Raw genomic sequence first — 20,440 nt, 5'->3', positions numbered from 1 at the left:
GCCGCGTCCCGTTTTTCTTTATGCCCTTCCCGCCTAGACTGGGGGCATCAACCACAGGAGAATCCCATGCAAGCCCTCGTCCTCACCCGCTTTGCCGTCCCCATGAGCATCGAGCACCTGCCCGTGCCGCAGCCCGGCCCCGGGCAAGTCCTCGTGCGTATCGCCGCCAGCGGCGTCAATCCACTCGACGCGAAGATCGCCGCCGGCGCCGCACCGCACGCCGGGCCCAGCCTGCCCGCCATCCTCGGCATCGACGTGGCCGGCACGGTGGCGGCCGTGGGCGATGGCGTGACGACTTTTCACGTTGGCGCAACAGTGTATGGCATGGCGGGCGGCATCGCCGGCATCCAGGGTTCGCTGGCCGAGTACGGCGTCTTCGACTCCGCCCTGCTGGCGCCTGTGCCGCAAGGACTGAGCATGCGCGAGGCGGCCGCCCTGCCCCTCGTCTTCATCACGGCCTGGGAAGGGCTGGTGGACCGCGCCCACGTGCAGGCGGGCGACACCGTGCTCGTGCATGGCGGCGCGGGCGGCGTGGGCCACATGGCCGTGCAGCTCGCCGTCTTCCTGGGCGCGAAGGTGTCTGCCACGGGCAGCGCCGCTAGCCGCGCGGCCATCGAAGCGCTGGGCGCGCGCTTCATCGATTACCGGACCAGCACGGTGGACGACTACGTGGCCGAACACACGGGCGGCGCCGGCTTCGACATCGTCTACGACACGGTGGGCGGCACCACCCTGGACGCCAGTTTCCAAGCAGCAAGACTCTACGGCGGCCACGTCGTCAGCTGCCTGGGCTGGGGCACGTTCGCCCTGAGCCCGCTGACGGCGCGCGCGGCGACTTACTCGGGTGTATTCACCCTGCTGCCGCTGTTGAGCGGTGAGCATCACGCGCGCCATGGTGCGATTCTGCGCGAAGCCAACAAGTTAATAGAGACGGACAAGCTGCAGGTGCGGCTCGATCCGCGCCGCTTTAGCTTGCGCACGGCACACGAGGCGCATGTGGCGCAGATGGACGGCAGCGCGCGCGGCAAGCTGGTGGTGGATGTGGCGGATTGACTGCCGGCTTGTTTCTTGAAGGTTGAAGCGTTAATATGCAAGAATAAACTTGTATATCAAGGAAATCCGAACATGCGTGAGAAATTGGAAAAACTGCTGGCGCAGGGCCGCGACAGCGCCCTGCTGCGCTTTGGCCTGGGCGACGCCTGCCTGAAAGACAATGACGCCGAGCAAGCGGCCATTCACCTGGCGCAGGCGACGCAACAGCAGACAAGCTATTCCGCCGCCTGGAAACTGCTGGGCAAGGCCTTGCTCCAGCTGGGCAGGCTGGATGAAGCGCAGGCTGCCTGGACCACGGGCGTGACAGTGGCCCAGCAGCAAGGCGACCTGCAAGCCGTCAAGGAAATGACGGTGTTCCTGAAACGCCTGCAAAAACAGCAGGCGGCACAGTAAAAACGGCTTAGTGCGCGTGCGCAGCGCCCTTGGCTTCAAGAGGCACCGCCTCGCCCCGTTCCTTCGCCAGGCGCTTGGCCAGCAAACCGCCCGCTTCGGCAGCGTAGGCGCGGCAGGCGTTGGCGTCGATCAGGGGATTGTCCGTACCGCTGCGCCTGGCGGCCTTGCCCAGCACGTCCGTCGTGCCCGGATGCACGGGGATGATGATGTCGCATGGCAAGGCGGCCACCTTGGCGATGCTCGCTTCGAACGAAGCCGAAATATCGGTCGAACCACCCTTGCCCGTGTAAGTAAAATCGCCGCTGGCATACGGGTTCAGGCTGTCCGCATACACCACATTCAGGCAGCGGTCGCCTTCGCACGAGGTCCACGTCCATGTCGTGCCGCCGGGCGTGTGGCCCGGCGTCATGTGGGCCGTGAGCACCAGGGGGCCGACCTTGACGACCTCTCCCTCGCCCACCACCTTGACCTTGGCCACCTTGGCCACATGCACGACGGGATTGGCCTGGTATTGCGGATCGTCCTTGCCATTCGTGCCGCTTTGCAGGCCCAGGGCGCCCGAGGCGCTGGCCATCACGGTGGCGCCACTGGCCCGCTGCAGTGCGGCAATACCGCCCGCATGATCCCAATGGGCGTGGGAATTGAGGATGACTTTCACATCCTCGATGCGAAAGCCCAGCGCCTTGATGTTCGCGATGATCAGGGGCGCCGATTGCGGCAGCGCGCCGTCGAGCAGGATATGGCCCTGCGGACTCGTCACCAGCACGGCGGACAGGCCGGCCGTGCCCACGTACCAGCTATTGCCAAAGACATTGAACGGCTTGACGGGCGCGTTCCATTCCTTGCAATTGTCGCAATTAACAGGTTTATCCTGCACCGGGGCCGGTGTCTTCGCCTGCACCGTGCCTGCCGCCATGGTCGCAACCGTAGCCAGCATCAACTTCGCCAATAGTGTCATTGTCATCTCCAGAGTGTAAAAAAGAAGGGCACCCGCACTGGCGCGCCCTGGGGGGGGGGTATCAATGCATGCGGCCAGTCCTGTCGGCCAGGGTGTCGCGGATGTGTCCTGCGTCGAGCGAGCGCCGCTGCGCGCCGTCGGCATCGAGCAGCACCACGGTAACGTGCTTGCCGCCGCTGCGCATGCGCATGGTCAGGCAGCTGCCCGCCTCGTGGCTGCTGCCCGTCTTGGACAATAAAATATCCCAGCCCTTGCCGCCCACCAGCGGATTCGTGTTGCGCAAGGTGCGGACCTTGCCATTGACGGCCACGCTGGCCTGCGGGTGGCTGGTGATGCGCGCGATGTCCGGATAGCGCGCGGCCGCCGCGACGATCTTCGCCACCTCGCTGGCTGTGGACGTATTCGCCGGCGAACTGCCGACGGGGTCCGTCAGGGTGGTGCGGCGCAAGCCCAGGCTGCGGATCTTCGCTTGCAGTGCCTGCTGAAACGCCGCGCTGCCGCCGGGATAGGTGCGCGCCAGCGCGGCGGCGGCGCGGTTTTCGGACGGCAGCAGCGCCAGCTGCAACAGCGCGCCGCGCGACACGGTCACGCCGTCGGCCAGCAAGCTGTGGCGCTGCAAGGACGAGCCGCCATCGGCGCGCACGATGCGCAGCTGTTCGTCGGGGTCGAGGGCCGCGTCGAGCACCACCATGGCCGTCATCAGCTTGGTGATCGAGGCGATGGGCACGACGGCGTCCGCATCTTTCGCCATCAGCACCTGGCCCGTGCTGTCGTCAAATACCAGCATGTGTTTCGCGCTGACGGGCAAGTCCAGCATCGCGACGGCGGCATCGGCCAGCATCGTCCCGTTGACGACAGGCTTGCCCTGCACCTGCAGCAGCAGGGTAGCGCAGGCCAGCAGCAAGGCGGGCACGGCCAGTTTCCAGCCGGCCGTATCAAGCCCCGGCGCCATCAGCCGTTCGATACGCGTGAGCAGCGCCCCGCCCCGGGCCGACATCAGCAAGCCGGCTTGCTGCGGCGCGGCAGCGTGCAGGGACAAGGCATGCAGCGCCGTGGCCAGTTGCTGCGGGTCTTGCAGCGCCTGCGCAGCGAGGGCGTCGGCCACCTGCTCCCGTTCGGCCCGCATGCGCGCCGACAGCCACCAGACGACGGGGTGGAAAAACAGCAGCGCCTCGGCCACGCTTTGCAGCAGGTTGACCAGGTAATCCCAGCGCCGCACGTGCGCCAGTTCATGCGCCAGCAGCGCTTCGAGCAAGGCGACGGGCATGCCGCTCAGCAAGGCGGCCGGCAGCAGGATGACGGGGCGCCAGAAGCCCACCGTGACAGGACTGGACAATCCCCCGTGCAGCTTCAGCGGCAGCGGCTGGCGCAAGCCCATGCGCAAAGCCAGCGCATCGAGGCGCGCCTGCCAGATGGCCGGGGCAGCGACGGCCTGGCGGCGCAGCTTGCCGACCCAGGCCAGGCCCAGGCACAGGCGCAAGCTCATCAAGCCGACACCGGCGCTCCAGGCCAGCACCAGGGCCGGCATCCACGCTTGCAGCGCGGCGCGCCAGGCGGGCGGCGCGTCCAGCGGCAGCCGGGCCGGCGAGACGCCCGACAGCAGAGACAGCAGGTGCACAAAGGGAATACACAGGCACAACAGCAACGCCAGCGCGCAGACGGCATAGCGCCAGCGCGCGCTGGCGTGGCGCAGCAGCCGGAGCAATACGGCAGATACGGCGCCGACGATCAAGCCCTGCCAGACGAAATACAGCAAGACCCAGCCCAGCGCGGGGACAAGGTTGCCCACATCGATGCCGAGGTGCATGTCCACGTTCATGGCGCCTTGCCATCCTTGCTGCTCAGAATTTTTTCAATTTCCAGGCGTTCCGCGTCGCTCACGTGTTCGCGCAGCGCCGTCAGCACGAGCGCCTTGCCGGAACCGGAAAATACCTTGCCGATCAAGTCCTTGAGCAGACTCGTTTGCAGCTTTTCCTGCGCCTCGACGGCCGCATACAGCTGCGGCCGCTGGCTTTCGTCGCGGCTCAGCAAGCCCTTGCCATGCATCAGCTGCAACTGGCGCAGCACGGTGGCGTAACTGGCGTCGGCACGCTCGGCGGCCAGGGCGTCGTACACGGCGCGCGCGTCGGACGGACCGCGCTGCCACAGGATGCGCAGCAGGTCCAGTTCGGCGGCCGTGGGATGGGGAGTGGAGGTATTTTTCAGCATGTCGCTAGAATACCGATTCTAGAACGCCATGTCTAGAACTTTTTTTCTAGAATGTGGAGGCGGCTAGAAATCACGCAGGCGGTCGAACAAGGCGTACAGCACCGCTACCTCGGGCAGTTGCGCCTGCGTCAGCACCTGCTCCAGCGCCACGTAGATTTCATCGCGCTCCACCGTCTCGATGATGCTGGAGCGCCGCTCGATCTGGTTGAACACGGCGACATAAGCCGTGACCATTTCCTGCGCCATGGCATGCACAGTCTCGGCATCGCTCACGCCGTCAAGGGTGCGCGCCGTGGCCAGCAGTTTTTTATACGCCTGCGCGGCCTTCCTGGCATATGCCGCCGAGATGTGCTCGCGGCCATCCCAGTCGCGGAACGGGTTGTCCAGGTTTTCCGCCAGCCACTCGGGCTTGCGCGGCCGCGTCACCGACAGGTTCAAGCCCAGCGCTGCGGCCTTTTTATAGCTGGCCTTGATGGCCTTGGCCGCATCGGCCGGCAAGCTGGCAAGGTGCAGGCTGGACAAGGATGGCAACTGCGCCGGCGTGGGGAAGTCGTCAGGGCCGTAGCCAAACAGTTCATACGCGGTGAACTCTTGCAAGCGGGCCAATGTGGCGATGCTGGCCATGTTCGACGCCAGCCCCGGCTTGCCCCAGACGGTCAGGTCGGTCAGCCCGGGAAAACGCTGCGCCACCACGTCGAAATCCACGGTCGACATCGCGCTCAGCGACAGGTGCATCAATTCATCGAGGCCGTGGAATGGCGCCAGGGCGCCGCAACACTGCAGGCGCAGGAAGCGCCCTGCATGCGGGTCGTCGATGCGCAGCGACGGCGACGGTGCGCCATTCAGTATCAGGGTGTTCAAGCCCTCGTTCAGGCGTAGCGATTGCAAGCCTTCGGCATGCACGATGAGGCGGCCGACATTGCTGTTGCTCAAGTCGAGTTCGCTCACCGTCGATGACTGCCACTGCACTTCGCTGATGATCGGATTGCCGTTGATATAGGCGGCCAGCGCCGCGCTGCCGTGGCGCGTCTCGATCGCCGTCAGACAAGGCAGCTGGTCCAGTTCGGACAGATCGCCGAGCGCCTGCAGGACGCCATCGCCGATGCGGCTCGTATTCTGGCACAAGGCCTGGCCGCCTATGCGCACTTCCTCGCTCGATGCCGCCTTGTAGCGCAAGCGCCTGGCCGGGTCGACCTGCTCCCAGCGGCGCTGCCGATACAGACTGTCGCCCATGTGCCAGCCGCCGCTGTAGCTCTTCACTTGCGTATCGACCAGGGGCGCGATATTGGCCACCAAGGTGTAAGCCCGCGGCACCTTGGCATTGACGAAACTGTGGTCGTGACGGCGGTTCCAGAAATAGTAATCGCACACCAGCGGGCGCATCGATTGCACGGCCGCCGCATCGGGCAAGGCGTCGCCCGCCCAGTCCAGCTCCAGGACGGCGGCCAGCGGCGCCCTGCCGGACGAAGCGTCGTCCTCGATGGAGGTGACCTGGCAAGCCACATACTGCTGCAGCCTGGACGAAAACACGCTGTAAATATCTCCAACCTTGGCAAGCACGTCATTTCCTTGTATCGAACGGTGAGGCCCGCACGATAGCAAAAATTGGCGGCGCGCGGCGTACGCGCCGCCGGAGCCGCCAGGGTGCTTACCCGGCTCAGTCCGCGTGCAGCTTGTGGTGCATGCGGCGCAGTCCCAGCCAGACGCCGGCCGCCACGAACGGCACCAGCGCACCGACGAGGATTTCCGGATTCACGGGCAGCCCCAGCACCTTGGCCGCCTTGCCCGTGTAGCTGAACAGGCCGATCACGTAATACGAAATGGCGGCGACAGACAGACCCTCCACCGCTTGCTGCAGCCGCAGCTGCTGCGCGGCGCGGGCGTTCATCGATTGCAGGATTTGCCGGTTCTGCAATTCCTGCACGATGCCCACGCGCGTGCGCAGCAAGTCATTCGTGTTGGCAATGCGCTGCGCCATCGCTTCCTGGCGGCTGGACATCGCTTCGCACGTATTCATGGCGGGCGTCAAACGGCGGTCCATGAATTCCTCGACCGTGGGAATGCCTTCGATGCGCTCTTCGCGCAACTCCTCGATGCGCGCCTTGACGAGACCCATGTAGGCTTTCGAGGCGGAAAAACGGTAGCTATTGTCGAGCGACAGCTTTTCAATGCGGGCCGCCAGGCGCGTGATGCGATCGAGCAAGGCTTGTTCGGAGACACCCTCGTCGCCGGCTCCCGGGGCGTCGTCCGTATCGACCATGGCGGCGGCCAGGGTCGCCAGTTCGTTCTCGATGGCATTCAACGAAGGCGCCGCCTGCATGGCGTAGGGCAAGCCCAACAAAGCCATCATGCGGTAGGTTTCGATTTCCAGCACGCGCTGCACCAGACGGCCCGACTGCTGCGAGCGCATGCCCGCGTCGCGGATAACGAAACGGCTGAAGCCGTCGGACTGGATCGTGAAATCCGTCCACAATTCACCGCCCTGCAGCACCTTGCTGCCGGCCAGGGTATTGCCCTCGAAGACGCGCGACAAACCTTGCATGAAGATTTCGGCCGGCTCCGTTGCCTGTTCCAGCACCACGTGCGCGGCCACCATCAGCTTGCCCTTCAAGCCCACCAGCCATTGCTGCGGCAATTGTTCCAGGGGCATGCGTTCGAACGCCTGTTCCAGGGGCAAGGCGGTACCAGGATGCTCGGCAAAGGTAAACGTGGCAAATTCCGTGTGGCACTCCCATTTCAGGCGGAAGCGGCCAAAGTCGTAATAAAAATACTTGGCTTCGGCAGCGGGCGGCGTGACGCCGAAATGCGTGCACAGGGCTGCCAGGGTGGCGTGCTGCGCCGCCATATTCGAGGCACCGGACGCCGCGCTGTCATCCTTGTAGACGGCCAGATGGGTGATCAGCTCGGGGGCATCGAGCTGCAAAAACGGCCGCGAGTGGATTTCCGCAGCCAGCGGCACGCGCAAGGCGTGGTTCAAACTGGAGTTAATCAAGTGCATGATAGCCAAAGGTAAAGTTGCAAAACTGCTTAGACCCGCGCGCGTGCTGCTGTGCCCGCAGCGGGGGTCTGATTGTCACAGTGTAACAAAGCAGAATGCATGCCATCTTTTTCCAAGGCCTGTCATGTTGTTTTGATAACGCCTGCCACGCCCTTCCCCGCCCCTTGCCGGCTGCCCAGCCACCAGAATGCGGCGGCCAGCACGACGGCCGAAGCCTGTCCCAGCGCCAATTTAAAAGCGCTGTCGAACAGCAAGGGTGCGACAAAACCGGACACCAGCGCAAACACCAGCATTTGCACGAAATTCTGCAGGGAGGCGGCCAGGCCCCGCATCTGCGGGAAAATGTCGAGCGTGGACATGGTCATGCCCGGCAAGGCCAGCGACATGCCGAACGCGTACAGCATCACGGGCACGACGGCGAACGGGATGCTGGCCGCAAACCAGTGGTTGTAAGCAATATTGACCGCCCCCGTGGCCGCCATGGCCAGCAAGCCCCAACGCACCAGCACGGTGCTTTTCACCACGTGGGCCAGTTTGCCCGACAGCGCCGAGCCCAGCACCAAACCGGCCACCATGGGGATGAACATCCAGCCAAACGCCGTTTCCGGCAGGTGCAGCAGTTCCAGGATGAAATGCGGGGCCGAGGCGATGTACAGCGCAAAGCCGCCAAAGGCAAAGGCCACGGCCAGCGAACGCAAGAGGAACGCCCGGTGGCGCAGGGCCAGCCAGTAATTGCGCGCGATGTTGCCTGGGTGAAAAGGCTGACGATGCTCGACGGCCAAACTTTCCGGCAAACCTTTCAGGCAAGCGAGCGCCAGCAGCACGGTGACGGCAAAGGTGAACACGAACGTCGATTGCCAGCCGTAGGCCACGTGCAGCCAGCCGCCGATGATGGGGGCGATGGCCGGGGCGATACCGAACACCATCATGATGTTAGCCAGCATCTTTTGCGCGGCCGCGCCAGCTAAACTGTCGCGCACGATGGCTTGTCCGATCACCCTGCCCGCACCGGCCGAAGCGCCCTGCATGCCGCGGAAGAACAGCAGCCAGCCAAAGCTGGGGGCGAAGGCGGCGCCGATGGAGCCGACGGCAAAGATCAGCAAGGATGCCAGGATCACGGGACGACGGCCGAACGAGTCGGACAAGGTGCCGTAGAACAAGGTCATGAAGGCATAGGCAGCCAGGTAGACGCTCAGGGTCTGCTGCACCAGCACGCTGCTGACGTCGAAATGCGTGCCGATCGCGGGAAACGATGGCAGGAAGGTATCGGTGGCGAACGGGCCCAGCATGGCCAGCCCGGCCAGCACCAGGGTCAGGTTTCTGGTCTTCATGCAAGCTCCTGCGCAGAATGCTGGCGGCGCAAGCCGTCGAGGGCCGCCAGCGAGAAAGCGGCAATATGCCGGGCGATATCGGCAATACCCGCCCCGTCATAGGTAATCTCCGGCACCACCAGTTCATGCACGATGCGCGAACGGGCATAGAACACCACCTGGCCAATCACGCTGAACACGCATTTCTGCACCACGTCGTCCGGCATGGCCGGCCCCACCACGCCACGGATCAAGCCCGTAAACAGGGCGTGCTGCGGACGCACATTGCGCTCGGCCAGCTTGTGGATGGCAGCCGTCGGCTCGATCAGCTCGCGCGCCACCAGACGGCTGAACAGCGATGCGTGACCCGAACGCAACATATCGGAGACGAGCGCCTCGATAGCCAGGCGCAACTGTTCCACGGGCGGCAACTGCGCCTGCGCGCTCGCGGCGGCCACGTCGGCAGCCGAGGCGCGCGCCAGTTCGCGCGCATGGTCGAAGGCGGCAAGATACAGCTCTTCCTTGCCATGAAAATAGTAATTGACCATCGCCACGTTGACGTGGGCCGCTTCGCAGATCCTGCGCACGGACGCAAGCTTGTAACCGTCGTCGGCAAACAGCTCCACCGCCGCCTGCAGGATGCGCGCGCGCGCCGGTTCGCTTTCTTTCTCGCTTTCCTTTTCTTGCTTCATGCCAATCCCATCACTTAAACAGTCGTTTAATATTATCCGGCATTGTATCAAACAGCTGTTTAACTTTCAAACGGACGCAAAAAAGCCCGGCGTACCGGGCTTTTCAAGGGTACAGCGGCAGGCTTAGTGTTTCATCGCCGGCATCGGGGCCGAGCTGGCGCCCAGCGGACGGGCCACGGCGGTCACTTCGATGGTTTCGCGGTGCTTGTCCTCGCCTTCCAGCACCAGGGTCAGCGGGATCTTGTCGCCCGCCTTCACCTGCCCTTTCAGGTCCAGCAGCATGACGTGGTAGCCGCCCGGCTTCAGTTCGACGGCTTTGCCGGCTGGCAAGGCGATTTCCTTGACCTGGCGCATGCGCATCATATTGTCCGCCATGCTCATTTCATGGATTTCCGCCACGCCCGCCACGGGCGAGCGCACTTCCAGCAAACGCATGGCTTTCGGCGCCGTGATCTGCATGAAGGCGCCCGTGGCTTTTTGCTGGGGCACGGTGGCGCGCACCCACGGGTCGGTGATCTGCACGGAAGTCTGGGCAGCGGCGGAGAAGGACAGCACGGTCAGGGCCGTGGCCAGCAGGGTTTTCAGATGGGTCATGATCATTTCCTCGGTAGTTATAAGGTGTATTTCGATTTCATCAGGGTCTTGATGTCCTGCACGCACTCATCGCCCGTCAACTGGTGCTTCAAGCCCAGACGCATGCGCCCCTCGGTGTCGAGCACATAGCTGATGGCCGTGTGATCCATCGTGTACGAACTGCCGCTCGGCACGCGACGGTAGAAGACCTTGTAGTTGAAGGCCGTCTGCGCCGTGTCCTTAGGGTCCGTGCGCAAGCCCAGGAAACTGGGATCGAAGGCGCGCATGTATTCGCCCAGCAACTCGGGCGTATCGCGCTCGGGATCGATGCTGATGAAGATCACTTGCAGTTTATCCCCATCGGCGCCCAGTTTCTGGCGGATTTCCAGCGCGCGCGACAGGGCTGTCGGACAGACGTCCGGGCATTGCGTGAAGCCAAAGAAGACCATCACATACTTGCCCTTGAAGTCGGCCAGGGTGTAGACCTTGCCGTCGGGGCCGCTCAACTTGAAGTCGGGCTTGTAATCGCCTCCCGTCAGGTCGAGGCCGTTGTAATGGGGTTTCGGCGCTTGTTCGCAAGCGGCAAGCGTGAGCAATCCCGCCGTGCCGGCGAGAAGGAAAAGACGACGTTTCATGGCATTCTGGCCCGATGGGCGTAGTGGAGACGGTTAAGACGTGGAAGGCGTGCGTGCTGCGTTCAGGCAGCCAAAGGCGGGCCGCGCGGGCTGGCGGCCAGCCATGCGAACGGCGCTTTGGGTGCCTGGTAAAACAATGGAGGATAGTGGTCGTGGCCCGTGATGACGGCCAGCGGCGAGGATGAGGACGGCGGCAAACCCACGCTGCCCGCATGGCTCATGCAGAACGGGCAATGCTCGATGTGATGCAGCACGGAATCGGTGGTGGATCTGGCGGCTGGCGCCAGGTCCGCCTGCGTGTAGACGGCGCCGCTGGCCGAGCAGATTTCGACGGCGGCATTGTTCGCGTTCGCATGCAGCGAGGCAAACGCATACGACAGGGACGGCGACAGCGCATTGAGCAGTATCGCCAGGCAGGCGAACCACATATGCCACTGTTTGCGTTTCAATAAAGATCCCATGGCCCCGATTATAACGGAGTCTGGCTATCCGGGCGCCTGGCCCCGCAGGAACAGGCTGGGGCGCACACCGGCCACGTCCACGCAGGCGTCGCAAAACGCGGGGATCGAGGCAAAGCCGGAACCGGCCGCCACCTGCGCCAGGTCGCGCTCGCCGTCGTCCCCATCGGCGTCCGCTTGCGCCGCCGTATGCAGCGCGTGCGCCAGACGCTGTTCGCGCACCAGGCTGAGCAATGCCTCGCCTTCGGCGAACAGGCGGGCACGCGCCTTGTGCGGCGTCACTTGCCACAGGGTAGCCAGCCGGGCCGCCGTCCATTTGCCTTGCGGCGTATCAAAGATGTGATGCGCCAGCGCCTGGCTCCAGCGCTTGCCGCCGCCGTGGCCGCCATCGGGTTCATCGCCTTCCAGCGCCAAGGTGAACACGGCAGGCTTGCCCCGCCCCGGCATCACGTCGCAGGCAAAGCGCAAGAAGGCGGGCACGACGAAGCTGTCGCCGCTGGCCAGCTTCTTGGTGGCGATTTCATTATGCAAGGTCACGTAACCCTGGCGCACGGTGACGCGCAGCCTGAGCGGAAAGCGCAAGCCCAGCAAGTGCAAGGGATGGTCGGAAACGAGTGCCATGCGTCAGGTCAAGGTGGTGAACGAGCCGCCAGCATGCCACACATCGCGCAAGCAGTCTGTCATCACAACGACGCTACGCCATAACGGCGCAAGCCATCGAGATCGACGACGCGGATCGACTGGTAGGCGATGCTGATCAGGTTCAGCTCGGCCAGATGGCCCAGCGCCTGGTTCACGCGCTGGCGGGAAATGCCGGTCAGCATGCCGATTTCTTCCTGCGACAGCTCAAGCACGCGTGAGGTGCGCGGATATAACATGGGGTGGAACAGCTGCGCGATCGCTTGCGCCACCTGCGCGTCGACGGCCAGCAGGCGCTGGTTCTGGATGGTGGCGATGAATTGCCCCATGCGCTCGTTCAGCTGGCGGATGACGAAGGCATTGAAGGAAAGGCTCTCGGCCAGCAGCAAATGAAACAGGTCCACCGGCACGAGGATGATGTCGGCGGCGCGCACGGCCACCACGTCGTAACGGCGCAGTTCGCGCTTGAGCACGCTGCCCTCGCCGCACCAGCCGCCGGCCGGCACGCCGGAAAACGTGGCGCCGCGCCCGTCGGCATTGTAGACGGCCAGCTTGATCAAGCCCGCGTGCACGCCGATCCAGTGCGCCGACGGTTCACCGCGCCGCGTGATGAAAGCGCCCGCCTCGTAATGCTTGATCACGCTGCCGGCACGCAACAGGGCCTGGTGCCGCGCGTCGAGGGCCGCGAACCAGTCATGGCTGTCGAGTTCGGGTACTGCACTGATCACGCTGTCGTTGCTGTCCATTCCACCTTCCAGACCTGTCACTAAGATGACAGTGATTTTATCGCACCGGTGCTATGCTAACCCCTATCAATCCCGAAACAGGGAGCTGCAGACTTTTATTTAACAGGAGACAAGCATGACTGCTGATTTCAATACCGGCCTCGGCAAAAACAGCGCCAACTACGCCGCCCTCACCCCGCTCGACTATATCGCCAGGGCAGCCGCAGTATATGGCAATCGCCTGGCAATTGCACATGGCAGCCTGCGCCAGACGTGGCGCGAAACGTATGCGCGCACGCGCCGCCTCGCTTCCGGCCTCATCAAGCTGGGCGTGGGCACGGGCGATACGGTCGCCGTGATGCTGCCGAACACGCCCGCCATGGTGGAAGCGAGCTTTGGCGTACCCATGGCCGGCGCCGTCCTCAACGCGCTGAATATCCGCCTCGACCTGGCCTCGCTGACCTTCATGCTGCGCCACGGCCAGGCGAAAGTTTTGCTGGCCGACACGGAATTTGCCGAGCTGGCGCGCCAGATGGCAGCGCAGATTCCCGGCTTGCGCGTGATCCAGGTCAACGACGTGCTGGGACCGGAAGTGGATGCGTTTTCCGACCTCGACTACGAAGCCTTGCTGGCCAGCGGCGACCCTGATTACGACTGGCAGCCGCCGGCGGACGAATGGGATGCCATCGCCCTCAACTACACGTCCGGCACCACGGGCGACCCGAAAGGCGTGGTCTACCACCACCGCGGCGCGGCATTGAATGCCCTGTCGAACATATTAGAGTGGGACATGCCCAAGCACGCCGTCTACCTGTGGACCTTGCCGATGTTCCACTGCAATGGCTGGTGCTTCCCGTGGACCGTGGCCGCGCGCGCCGGCGTCAATGTGTGCCTGCGCAAGTTCGAGCCGAAGCTCGTATTCGACCTGATGCGCGAATTGCGCATCACCCACTATTGCGCCGCGCCCATCGTGCATGCGGCGCTGGCCAACGCGCCCGCCAACTGGCGCGACGGCATCGACTGGACCGTGCGCGGCATGGTGGCCGGCGCGCCGCCCCCGGCGGCCATGGTGGCGAAGATCGAAGCCATGGGTTTTGACTTGATCCACTCGTATGGTTTGACGGAAGTCTACGGCCCGGCCGCCATCTGCGCCGAGCAGGACGAGTGGGCGGCCCTGTCGCAGGAAGAACGCGCCGTACTCAAATCGCGCCAGGGCGTGCGCTACCACTTGCAAAGCGCCGTGGCCGTGCTGGATCCGGAAACCATGGAGCCCGTGGCGGCCGATGGCGAACAGATCGGCGAGATCATGTTCCGTGGCAACATCTGCATGAAAGGTTACTTAAAAAATGAAAAGGCGACGCAGGAAGCGTTCGCGGGCGGCTGGTTCCACACGGGCGACCTCGGTGTCATGTATCCGGACGGCTATATCAAGCTGAAGGACCGCAGCAAGGACATCATCATCTCGGGCGGCGAGAACATTTCCAGCGTGGAAGTGGAAGATGCCTTGTACCATCACCCGCAAGTGCTGGCCGCCGCCGTCATCGCCCAGCCCGACGAGAAGTGGGGCGAGACGCCGTGCGCGTTTGTCGAATTGCGCGAAGGGGCGACGGTGACGGAAGCGGAATTGATCGCCTTCTGCAAGAACAACCTGGCGGGCTTCAAGGTGCCGAAAGCCATCTATTTCGGTCCCCTGCCCCGCACGTCGACGGGCAAGATCCAGAAGTTCGAATTGCGCAAGCGCATGCAGTCGGACAAGGCCATCGACGTCTAGACGCTTAATTGTCCTTGCCGGCCAGCCACGCCGGCTGCGCCACCACCAGGCGCGAGAAGCTGGCAATGCTGGCCACGGCGGCAAATCCTGCCGCCAGGCACAGCGCATACGTCGTGCCCCGGCTGGCGGAAACAGTAAAACAATACGCGACCAGCGCCGCGCCCGTCGCCTGGCCGATCAAACGCGAGGTGGCCACCACGCCGCTGGCGCCGCCGGCCCGCTCGGGCGGCGCGCTGCCCATGATGGCTTTCAGATTGGGCGCCTGGAAAAAGCCGAAGCCGATGCCGCACAAGGCCATGCGCCAGCCGATGTCAAACGCGCTCGGGTGCGCCGGTATCCACACCAGTGTCAGCAAGCCGCCGGCCAGCGCCGCCAGGCCGATGCCGCCCAGCACGCCTGGCGAGTACCGGTCGCTCAGGCGCCCCGCCACGGGCGCCATCACGGCCACCAGCACGGCCCAGGGCGTCATCAAAAATCCCGTCTCGACGGGAGAGCGGCCCAGGGTCACTTCAAAATAGAATGGCAGCGAGACAAACGCCAGTCCCTGCGCGGCAAACGTGCAGATGGCCGTCAGCGACGACAGCAAGAACAGCGGGCGGCGGAACAGGTCGATGGGCAGCATCGGCGCCGCATGCCCGGCCTGTCGGCGCAGCAGCAACATAAAAAAGACCACCACGGCCACCAGTTCCGGCAGCAAGGTCGAGACGGCCGCGTGATGGGCCGCGTCGCCGAACAGCAAGATGAGCAAGCCGAAGGCGCCCACGTTGTACAGGGCCGTGCGCGCATCAAGCGTGTGGCCAGAGAGTTTAGTCGCCGGCAGCATGCGGCTGGCAAGGAAAAAGCCGGCCACGCCCAGCGGCACATTGATGGCGAACAGCCACGGCCACGACGCCGTCGCCAGGATCAGCGAGGCGGCCGTCGGCCCGATGGCGAACGCGACGGCCACCACCAGCGCATTGTTGCCGAACGCGCGGCCCAGCAAATGTTTGGGGTACAGGGCGCGCAGCAGCGCCGTATTGACGCTCATCATGGCGCTGGCGCCGACACCCTGGAACAGGCGCGCCACCACCAGCGAGGGCAAGGACCACGCCAGCGCGCAGGCGAGCGACGCCAAAGTAAACAGGAACATGCCGGAGATAAACACCCGCCGGTAGCCGGCGATTTCACCGAGGGCGGAAAACGGCAGCAAGGTCGCCACCATGGCCAGTTGATAGACATTCACGATCCAGACCGAGGCGGCCGGTGTCGTGTGCAGCTCGCTGGCGATGGCCGGCAAGGCCGTGTTGGCGATCGCCGTATCGAGCGAGGCCATGCCCACGCCGATGGCCAGCGCCAGCATGGCCCATAAACGGGCGCCGGGCGGCAAGCCGTCCTCGCCCACGAGGAAAGGCTGTGCCTTGTTTTTCTGCTTCATCATGTTGCCTGTTCGTCTAGCCCGTCCGGGGCGGCATACGGTGCCGCAGCCAAGACACTAGCATGGATGGACGGACTTTGCCGGGCAGGCAACGCCCATCACTTCTGGCAGTCGATCACTTTAAAATCTTTCGAATAACAGATGCGCAACTCGCCCGAGTGCTTTTCATAGCCGAGCCAGCGGCCTTTCAGCTGCGGGTTGTGCTGCTTCATCCACTGGAACAACTCATTCTTGGGCATGCTGGAATCCGGCAACTTCAAGGCCTGGAATAGTTCGCGTTCTTTCTCGAAATACTGCTTGGCCGTATCGAAATCGCAGGCTCCATGCTTTTCCCATTCGCCCTGCAGCAAGGCTTCGCCGGGCTGCATGCACATATACGGCAAAATTTCCGACGGCGCCAGCTTCGGCAGATTGCCCTTGCAGTAACGCGGATGCATCTCCGTCTTGCGCGGCGGCGTCACGGAAATGTCTTCGCACGTGCCCGGGTTATTCGACTGCGCCCACAAACCATGCACGATCCAGCCGAAGTGGTTGCTCTCGGCGCACTGGAAGGCGGCCTTCTTCGACACTTCGCCGCGGCGGCGCTGGCTGTCGCAAAAGCCTGGCGACCACGACAGCGCCAGCATGAAGTAATCGGTGGGCACGTTCGTGCTTTGCTTGTAACAGGTGTTTTTCTCATCCGACGGCTTGACGTCGTAATCGACATAGCTGACGTTGCGCGGAATGGCGCAGGTGGCGTCGGCCGCATGGACGGCGCCAGTGGACAGGCTGAGGAATACGGCGGCCAGCGCCGGCAAGACAGTTCTCAATTGCATCGGGTTTCCCTTTCAGAATATAAAACGCCGGCAACTGAGTGCCGGCGCGGTATCAATCAAGCAAGCTGATTAGCAAACCTTGTGCATCCAGCCGTGCGTATCAGGAGCCGTGCCATGCTGCAAGCCCAGCAGCGCTTCGCGCAGGGCCAGGGTGACGGCGCCGTTTTCATTGTTGTTGATGGTCATTTCAAAGCCATTGGCCTTGGCCACGCCGACCGGCGTGATGACGGCGGCCGTGCCGCAGGCGAACACTTCGGTCATGCGGCCCGAGGCGATGTCGTCGCGCCATTGCTGGACGGACAATTTACGCTCTTCCGTCGCATAGCCGAGGTCTTTCGCCATTTCCAGCAGGCTGCGGCGGGTAATGCCTGGCAGCAAGGTGCCCGTCAGTTCCGGCGTCACCACGGTGACCTTTTCGCCATCTTTATACACGAAGAACAAATTCATGCCGCCCATTTCCTCGATGTACTCGCGGTGCACGGCGTCGAGCCAGACCACCTGGTCACAGCCCTTCTCTTGCGCTTGCGACTGGGCCATCAGGCTGGCCGCGTAATTGCCCGCGCACTTGGCTTCGCCCGTGCCGCCCGGCGCGGCGCGCACGAAGTCTTCGCTGATCCACACGGTGACGGGTTTCACGCCTTTCGGGAAGTAGGCGCCGGCTGGCGAGGCGAACAGCACGAACAGGTATTCCTCCGAGGGGCGCACGCCCAGGTAAGGGTCGGTGGCGATCATCAGCGGACGCATGTACAGGCTCTCGCCCGTGTTCTTCGGCACCCAGTTGCGATCCTGGGAAATGAGCGCATCGCCCGCTTCCAGGAACAGCTCGACGGGGATGGCCGGCATGGCCAGGCGCGCGGCGCTGCGGTTGAAGCGCTCGGCATTTTGTTCCGGGCGGAAAGTCTTGATGCTGCCATCGGGCTGGGCAAATGCTTTATAACCTTCGAAGATGGCCTGGCCGTAGTGCAGCGATGAAGCGGACGGGTCCAGCATCAGCGGGCCGTAGGCCTTCAGTTCGCCCTGCTGCCACTTGCCGTCGCGGTAAGGAATCACCACCATGTGGTCGGTGAAGATGCGGCCAAACGCGGGATTGACCATGCGCGCGGCGCGCTCGGCATCGGACAAGGGGTGGGCGGATGGGGTGACGACGAGATTCGGTGTGGAAGTGGTCATGGCAGCAATGGGAACTAGTGAACAGTATCCCTATTGTAGCGCCTAATCAGGCAAACGAGGATGGCCGGGACTGCGCCCCGCCCCGTGTCCATCCGGCTGAAAAAAAAGCGCCGTCCACCTTGCGATGGAAACGGCGCTTTTGCATTACAGCAAAATCACTGCATCAGAACTTCATGTTGGCCGTCAGGGTGGCCGAGCGGCCCGGCGCCACGCCGGTGTAGTGCGGCGAAGAAACCTTGTCGAAGTACAGCTTGTTCGTCAGATTCTGGATGTTCAGCTGCAAGGTCACGTTGCGGCTGACAACATAGCTGGCCATGGCGTCGAAGCGCGTGTAGGCCGGGGCGTACTTGTTGTTGGCCACGTTCGCATAGACCTTGTCGACGTAGTTCACGCCGCCGCCCACCGTGATGGCAGGCGTGACTAGGTAAGACGTCCACAGCGAGGCGCTGTTTTTCGGCGTCGTCGGGAACTGGTTGCCGTTGTACGGCGACGGCGCGTATTGCGTTACGCCATTGATGACGCCGTTCGTCACGTAGCCATTGTTTTCCAGGATGGCGTTTAAATGCGTGTAGCCGCCGAAGATCGACCATTCGCGGGTGATGTTGCCGCTCACGCCCAGTTCGATACCCTTGACTTGCTTGTCGCCCACGTTTTGCGTGCTGCCGTCCGGCGCCGTCACGCGTGCATTGCTCATGTCGCTCTGGAAGTAGGCGCCGCTCACGGACAAACGGCCGCCCGGCAGCACTTCCCATTTCGTGCCCAGCTCGAAGCTCTTGCTTTCTTGCGGTTTCAGGTTCTGGATCGCCACCGACAGGCCGTCGATACCGTCGCCGCCATCATTGCCCGGTGGCGTGGACGAGGTGCCGTAGGACACATACACGCTGCTGTTGCTCGATGGCTTGTACACCAGGCCCGCCTGGTAGCTGGCGAACGTGGCGTGCACATTGGCGCTGACGGCGGCCGTGGTCTTGCCGTCGAGCGTGTATTGCGGCGTGTTCAGCGCGCTCTTGTAGTCATCCCAGCGGATGCCCACGTTCAGCAGCCATTGCGGCGTGAACTCGATGGTGTCGAAACCGTACACGGAACGCGTGTTGGTGACGATATTCGTGCGGGCCGGCGACACCGAGCGCGTGTAGACCCACGGGTCGTTGGCGTTCGGATTGAGCAACGGTGCGCAGTTGTACAGGGTGGCCGCGCCAGAGGTCGGGCAGCTGGAGCCGACCTTTTCCAGCGGATTGTTCGTCCCCGGGTTGAACAGGTAGGAGCTGCGGTCCGTTTCTTCGCGGCTGATTTCCAGGCCCAGCGTGTACGTGTGCTTGACGCCGCCGGCCAGCCATTCGCCGCCCAGGCTGGTGGCGTTGGCCAGCGCGTCCGTATCGGTCGTGCGCGTATTGGCGCGGCGCCAGACGGTGCCGTACAGCATGGTATTGCCCTTCGAATCGTCGGGCTGGGTCCACACGTAGTCGTTGCTGGTCTTGCCGTAGCGCGTCACGTTGCGCAAGACCAATTTGTTGCCGAAATCGTGGCGCACGTCGATGGTGCCGATATCGCTCTGCGTGTCGCGGAAGTCGCGGTTCACCAGGCCATAGAAAGTCTCGCGCGGCACGTTGACGGGCGTGCCGTTGCCGTTTTTCGACACATTGGTGCCCGAGGAGAACGGGTTATTGAACGGCAAGCCGGTGTCCGGCAATTCGCTCGACTGCATGTGGTAGTAACTGAGGGTCGCCTGCGTGGCCGACTTCAGGCCGAAGGTGACGGATGGCGCGATGCCCCAGCGGTCGCCGTTGATGTAATCGCGGCCGGCCACGTGGGCGTCATGCGCCATCACGTTGACGCGCACGGCCACGTCGTCGCTGACGACGCGATTCGCATCCAAGGTGGCGCGGCGGTACTTGGCGCTGCCCAGGCCGACCGTTGCATTCGTGAAATCGTCGACCTTCGGCGTCTTGCTGATCAGGTTGACGCCGCCGCCCGCGGACGAGCGCCCGCCGTAGGCCGAGTTCGGGCCTTTGACGACTTCGATTTGTTCCAGCGCAAAGATTTCACGCGATTGCGAACCCGTGTCGCGGATGCCGTCGATATACGTATCCGTTTGCGCGTTGTAGCCGCGGATAAACAGGTTGTCGCCCACGGGGTTGCCGCCTTCGCCGGCGCCGATGGTAATGCCCGGCACGGTGCGCAGCGCGTCCGTCAGCGAGACGGCGCCCGTTTGCGAAATGATTTCGGCGGGAATCACCGTCACGGATTTCGGCGTGTCGAGCAGCGGCGCCGTCAGCTTGTCGTTGGCCGATTTGACGGGCGCCTGGATCAGGCGCTCAGCCGTGCCCACGACTTTGACTTCCTGCAACTGCTGCGGCTTGTCCACCGTTTGCGCATGCAGCGCCAGCGGCATGGCCAGGGTAGCGAAGGCGGCCAGGGCCGTGCCATGCATGCGCGGCGCGGCGGCGATCTGGTGCTTGCGGCTGCGGATGGCAGCGGCTGGCTTGGCGGCGCCTGCGGTGTGTTTCAATGTCATCGTTCTCTTTCAATCTATCAAGTGGGCTGAATATAGCTGGCGAATGCGCCGTAGCGCCTGGCTGGCCATGCTTGCTTGGGTACTACAAATGTAAAACTGCCACAGCATCGTCA

General features: G+C 63.7%; 19 protein-coding genes. 3 read left to right on the top strand and 16 right to left on the bottom strand.

Going from position 1 to position 20,440, the window contains the following annotated elements:
• Positions 1-66: 66 nt before the first annotated feature.
• Together ACQ4WQ_RS21025 and ACQ4WQ_RS21020 are read left to right on the top strand one after the other, a co-directional pair.
• The gene (locus ACQ4WQ_RS21025; RefSeq protein WP_436499708.1) at positions 67-1,053 is read left to right on the top strand and encodes a zinc-dependent alcohol dehydrogenase family protein; all 987 of its coding nucleotides are present in this window, start codon (positions 67-69) and stop codon (positions 1,051-1,053) included.
• Positions 1,054-1,125: 72 nt separating this feature from the next.
• Positions 1,126-1,446, top strand: a complete 321-nt coding sequence (locus ACQ4WQ_RS21020; protein ID WP_436499706.1) for a tetratricopeptide repeat protein — start codon at positions 1,126-1,128, stop codon at positions 1,444-1,446.
• 7 nt (positions 1,447-1,453) lie between these two features.
• Here the strand turns inward: ACQ4WQ_RS21020 and bla are convergent, their stop codons facing one another.
• From bla to ACQ4WQ_RS20960, 12 genes are all read right to left on the bottom strand, one after another.
• A complete protein-coding gene (bla, locus tag ACQ4WQ_RS21015; RefSeq protein ID WP_436499704.1) occupies positions 1,454-2,383 on the bottom strand; it encodes a subclass B3 metallo-beta-lactamase in 930 nt (309 codons plus the stop codon).
• Positions 2,384-2,465: 82 nt separating this feature from the next.
• Positions 2,466-4,223, bottom strand: a complete 1,758-nt coding sequence (locus tag ACQ4WQ_RS21010; RefSeq protein ID WP_436499702.1) for a M56 family metallopeptidase — start codon at positions 4,221-4,223, stop codon at positions 2,466-2,468.
• The gene (locus ACQ4WQ_RS21005) at positions 4,220-4,612 is read right to left on the bottom strand and encodes a BlaI/MecI/CopY family transcriptional regulator (RefSeq protein WP_099664459.1); all 393 of its coding nucleotides are present in this window, start codon (positions 4,610-4,612) and stop codon (positions 4,220-4,222) included. Before ACQ4WQ_RS21005 ends, ACQ4WQ_RS21010 begins: the two co-directional genes overlap by 4 nt.
• A 63-nt stretch (positions 4,613-4,675) precedes the next feature.
• Positions 4,676-6,172 carry a hypothetical protein gene (locus tag ACQ4WQ_RS21000; protein WP_436499700.1) on the bottom strand — a complete coding sequence of 499 codons (1,497 nt, stop codon included), beginning with the start codon at positions 6,170-6,172 and terminating at the stop codon, positions 4,676-4,678.
• A 97-nt stretch (positions 6,173-6,269) separates the two neighbouring features.
• A complete protein-coding gene (locus ACQ4WQ_RS20995) occupies positions 6,270-7,610 on the bottom strand; it encodes a DUF3422 family protein (protein ID WP_326457083.1) in 1,341 nt (446 codons plus the stop codon).
• Between the two features lie 122 nt (positions 7,611-7,732).
• Positions 7,733-8,941: a multidrug effflux MFS transporter gene (locus ACQ4WQ_RS20990; RefSeq protein ID WP_436499698.1), complete on the bottom strand. Its 1,209-nt coding sequence runs from the start codon at positions 8,939-8,941 to the stop codon at positions 7,733-7,735.
• Entirely contained in the window at positions 8,938-9,612 is a 675-nt protein-coding gene (locus ACQ4WQ_RS20985) for a CerR family C-terminal domain-containing protein (protein WP_436499696.1), read from the bottom strand. The genes ACQ4WQ_RS20990 and ACQ4WQ_RS20985 overlap by 4 nt, the downstream gene beginning before the upstream one ends.
• Positions 9,613-9,735: 123 nt before the next feature.
• Complete coding sequence (locus ACQ4WQ_RS20980; protein ID WP_436499694.1) at positions 9,736-10,206, bottom strand: copper chaperone PCu(A)C; 471 nt, start codon at positions 10,204-10,206, stop codon at positions 9,736-9,738.
• Between the two features lie 17 nt (positions 10,207-10,223).
• Positions 10,224-10,820 (bottom strand): SCO family protein, encoded by a 597-nt coding sequence (locus ACQ4WQ_RS20975; RefSeq protein ID WP_070291700.1) that lies wholly within the window; start codon positions 10,818-10,820, stop codon positions 10,224-10,226.
• Positions 10,821-10,882: 62 nt separating this feature from the next.
• Positions 10,883-11,269 (bottom strand): DUF2946 domain-containing protein, encoded by a 387-nt coding sequence (locus ACQ4WQ_RS20970; protein ID WP_326457087.1) that lies wholly within the window; start codon positions 11,267-11,269, stop codon positions 10,883-10,885.
• Positions 11,270-11,305: 36 nt separating this feature from the next.
• Positions 11,306-11,899, bottom strand: a complete 594-nt coding sequence (locus ACQ4WQ_RS20965; RefSeq protein WP_436499691.1) for a helix-turn-helix domain-containing protein — start codon at positions 11,897-11,899, stop codon at positions 11,306-11,308.
• A gap of 62 nt (positions 11,900-11,961) precedes the next feature.
• The gene (locus ACQ4WQ_RS20960; protein WP_436499689.1) at positions 11,962-12,663 is read right to left on the bottom strand and encodes a Crp/Fnr family transcriptional regulator; all 702 of its coding nucleotides are present in this window, start codon (positions 12,661-12,663) and stop codon (positions 11,962-11,964) included.
• A 115-nt stretch (positions 12,664-12,778) separates the two neighbouring features.
• Here ACQ4WQ_RS20960 and ACQ4WQ_RS20955 point away from each other — a divergent pair, with 115 nt between their 5' ends.
• Entirely contained in the window at positions 12,779-14,413 is a 1,635-nt protein-coding gene (locus ACQ4WQ_RS20955) for an acyl-CoA synthetase (protein ID WP_436499687.1), read from the top strand.
• Between the two features lie 4 nt (positions 14,414-14,417).
• Here ACQ4WQ_RS20955 and ACQ4WQ_RS20950 read toward each other — a convergent pair whose 3' ends face one another.
• The 4 genes from ACQ4WQ_RS20950 to ACQ4WQ_RS20935 all read right to left on the bottom strand — a co-directional run bounded on the left by ACQ4WQ_RS20950 (position 14,418) and on the right by ACQ4WQ_RS20935 (position 20,327).
• Complete coding sequence (locus ACQ4WQ_RS20950) at positions 14,418-15,830, bottom strand: MFS transporter (protein WP_326457091.1); 1,413 nt, start codon at positions 15,828-15,830, stop codon at positions 14,418-14,420.
• 95 nt (positions 15,831-15,925) lie between these two features.
• Positions 15,926-16,642: a ribonuclease T2 family protein gene (locus ACQ4WQ_RS20945; protein ID WP_436499685.1), complete on the bottom strand. Its 717-nt coding sequence runs from the start codon at positions 16,640-16,642 to the stop codon at positions 15,926-15,928.
• A 69-nt stretch (positions 16,643-16,711) separates the two neighbouring features.
• Positions 16,712-17,812 carry a branched-chain amino acid aminotransferase gene (locus tag ACQ4WQ_RS20940; protein ID WP_436499683.1) on the bottom strand — a complete coding sequence of 367 codons (1,101 nt, stop codon included), beginning with the start codon at positions 17,810-17,812 and terminating at the stop codon, positions 16,712-16,714.
• 163 nt (positions 17,813-17,975) lie between these two features.
• Positions 17,976-20,327: a TonB-dependent receptor gene (locus tag ACQ4WQ_RS20935; protein WP_436499681.1), complete on the bottom strand. Its 2,352-nt coding sequence runs from the start codon at positions 20,325-20,327 to the stop codon at positions 17,976-17,978.
• Positions 20,328-20,440 lie beyond the last annotated feature (113 nt).

The organism is Janthinobacterium goodfellowi (assembly GCF_051380695.1).
Lineage (GTDB): Bacteria > Pseudomonadota > Gammaproteobacteria > Burkholderiales > Burkholderiaceae_D > Janthinobacterium.
Note: the sequence above shows the minus strand (reverse complement) of the source record. Positions and strands in the feature narration are given on the sequence as shown.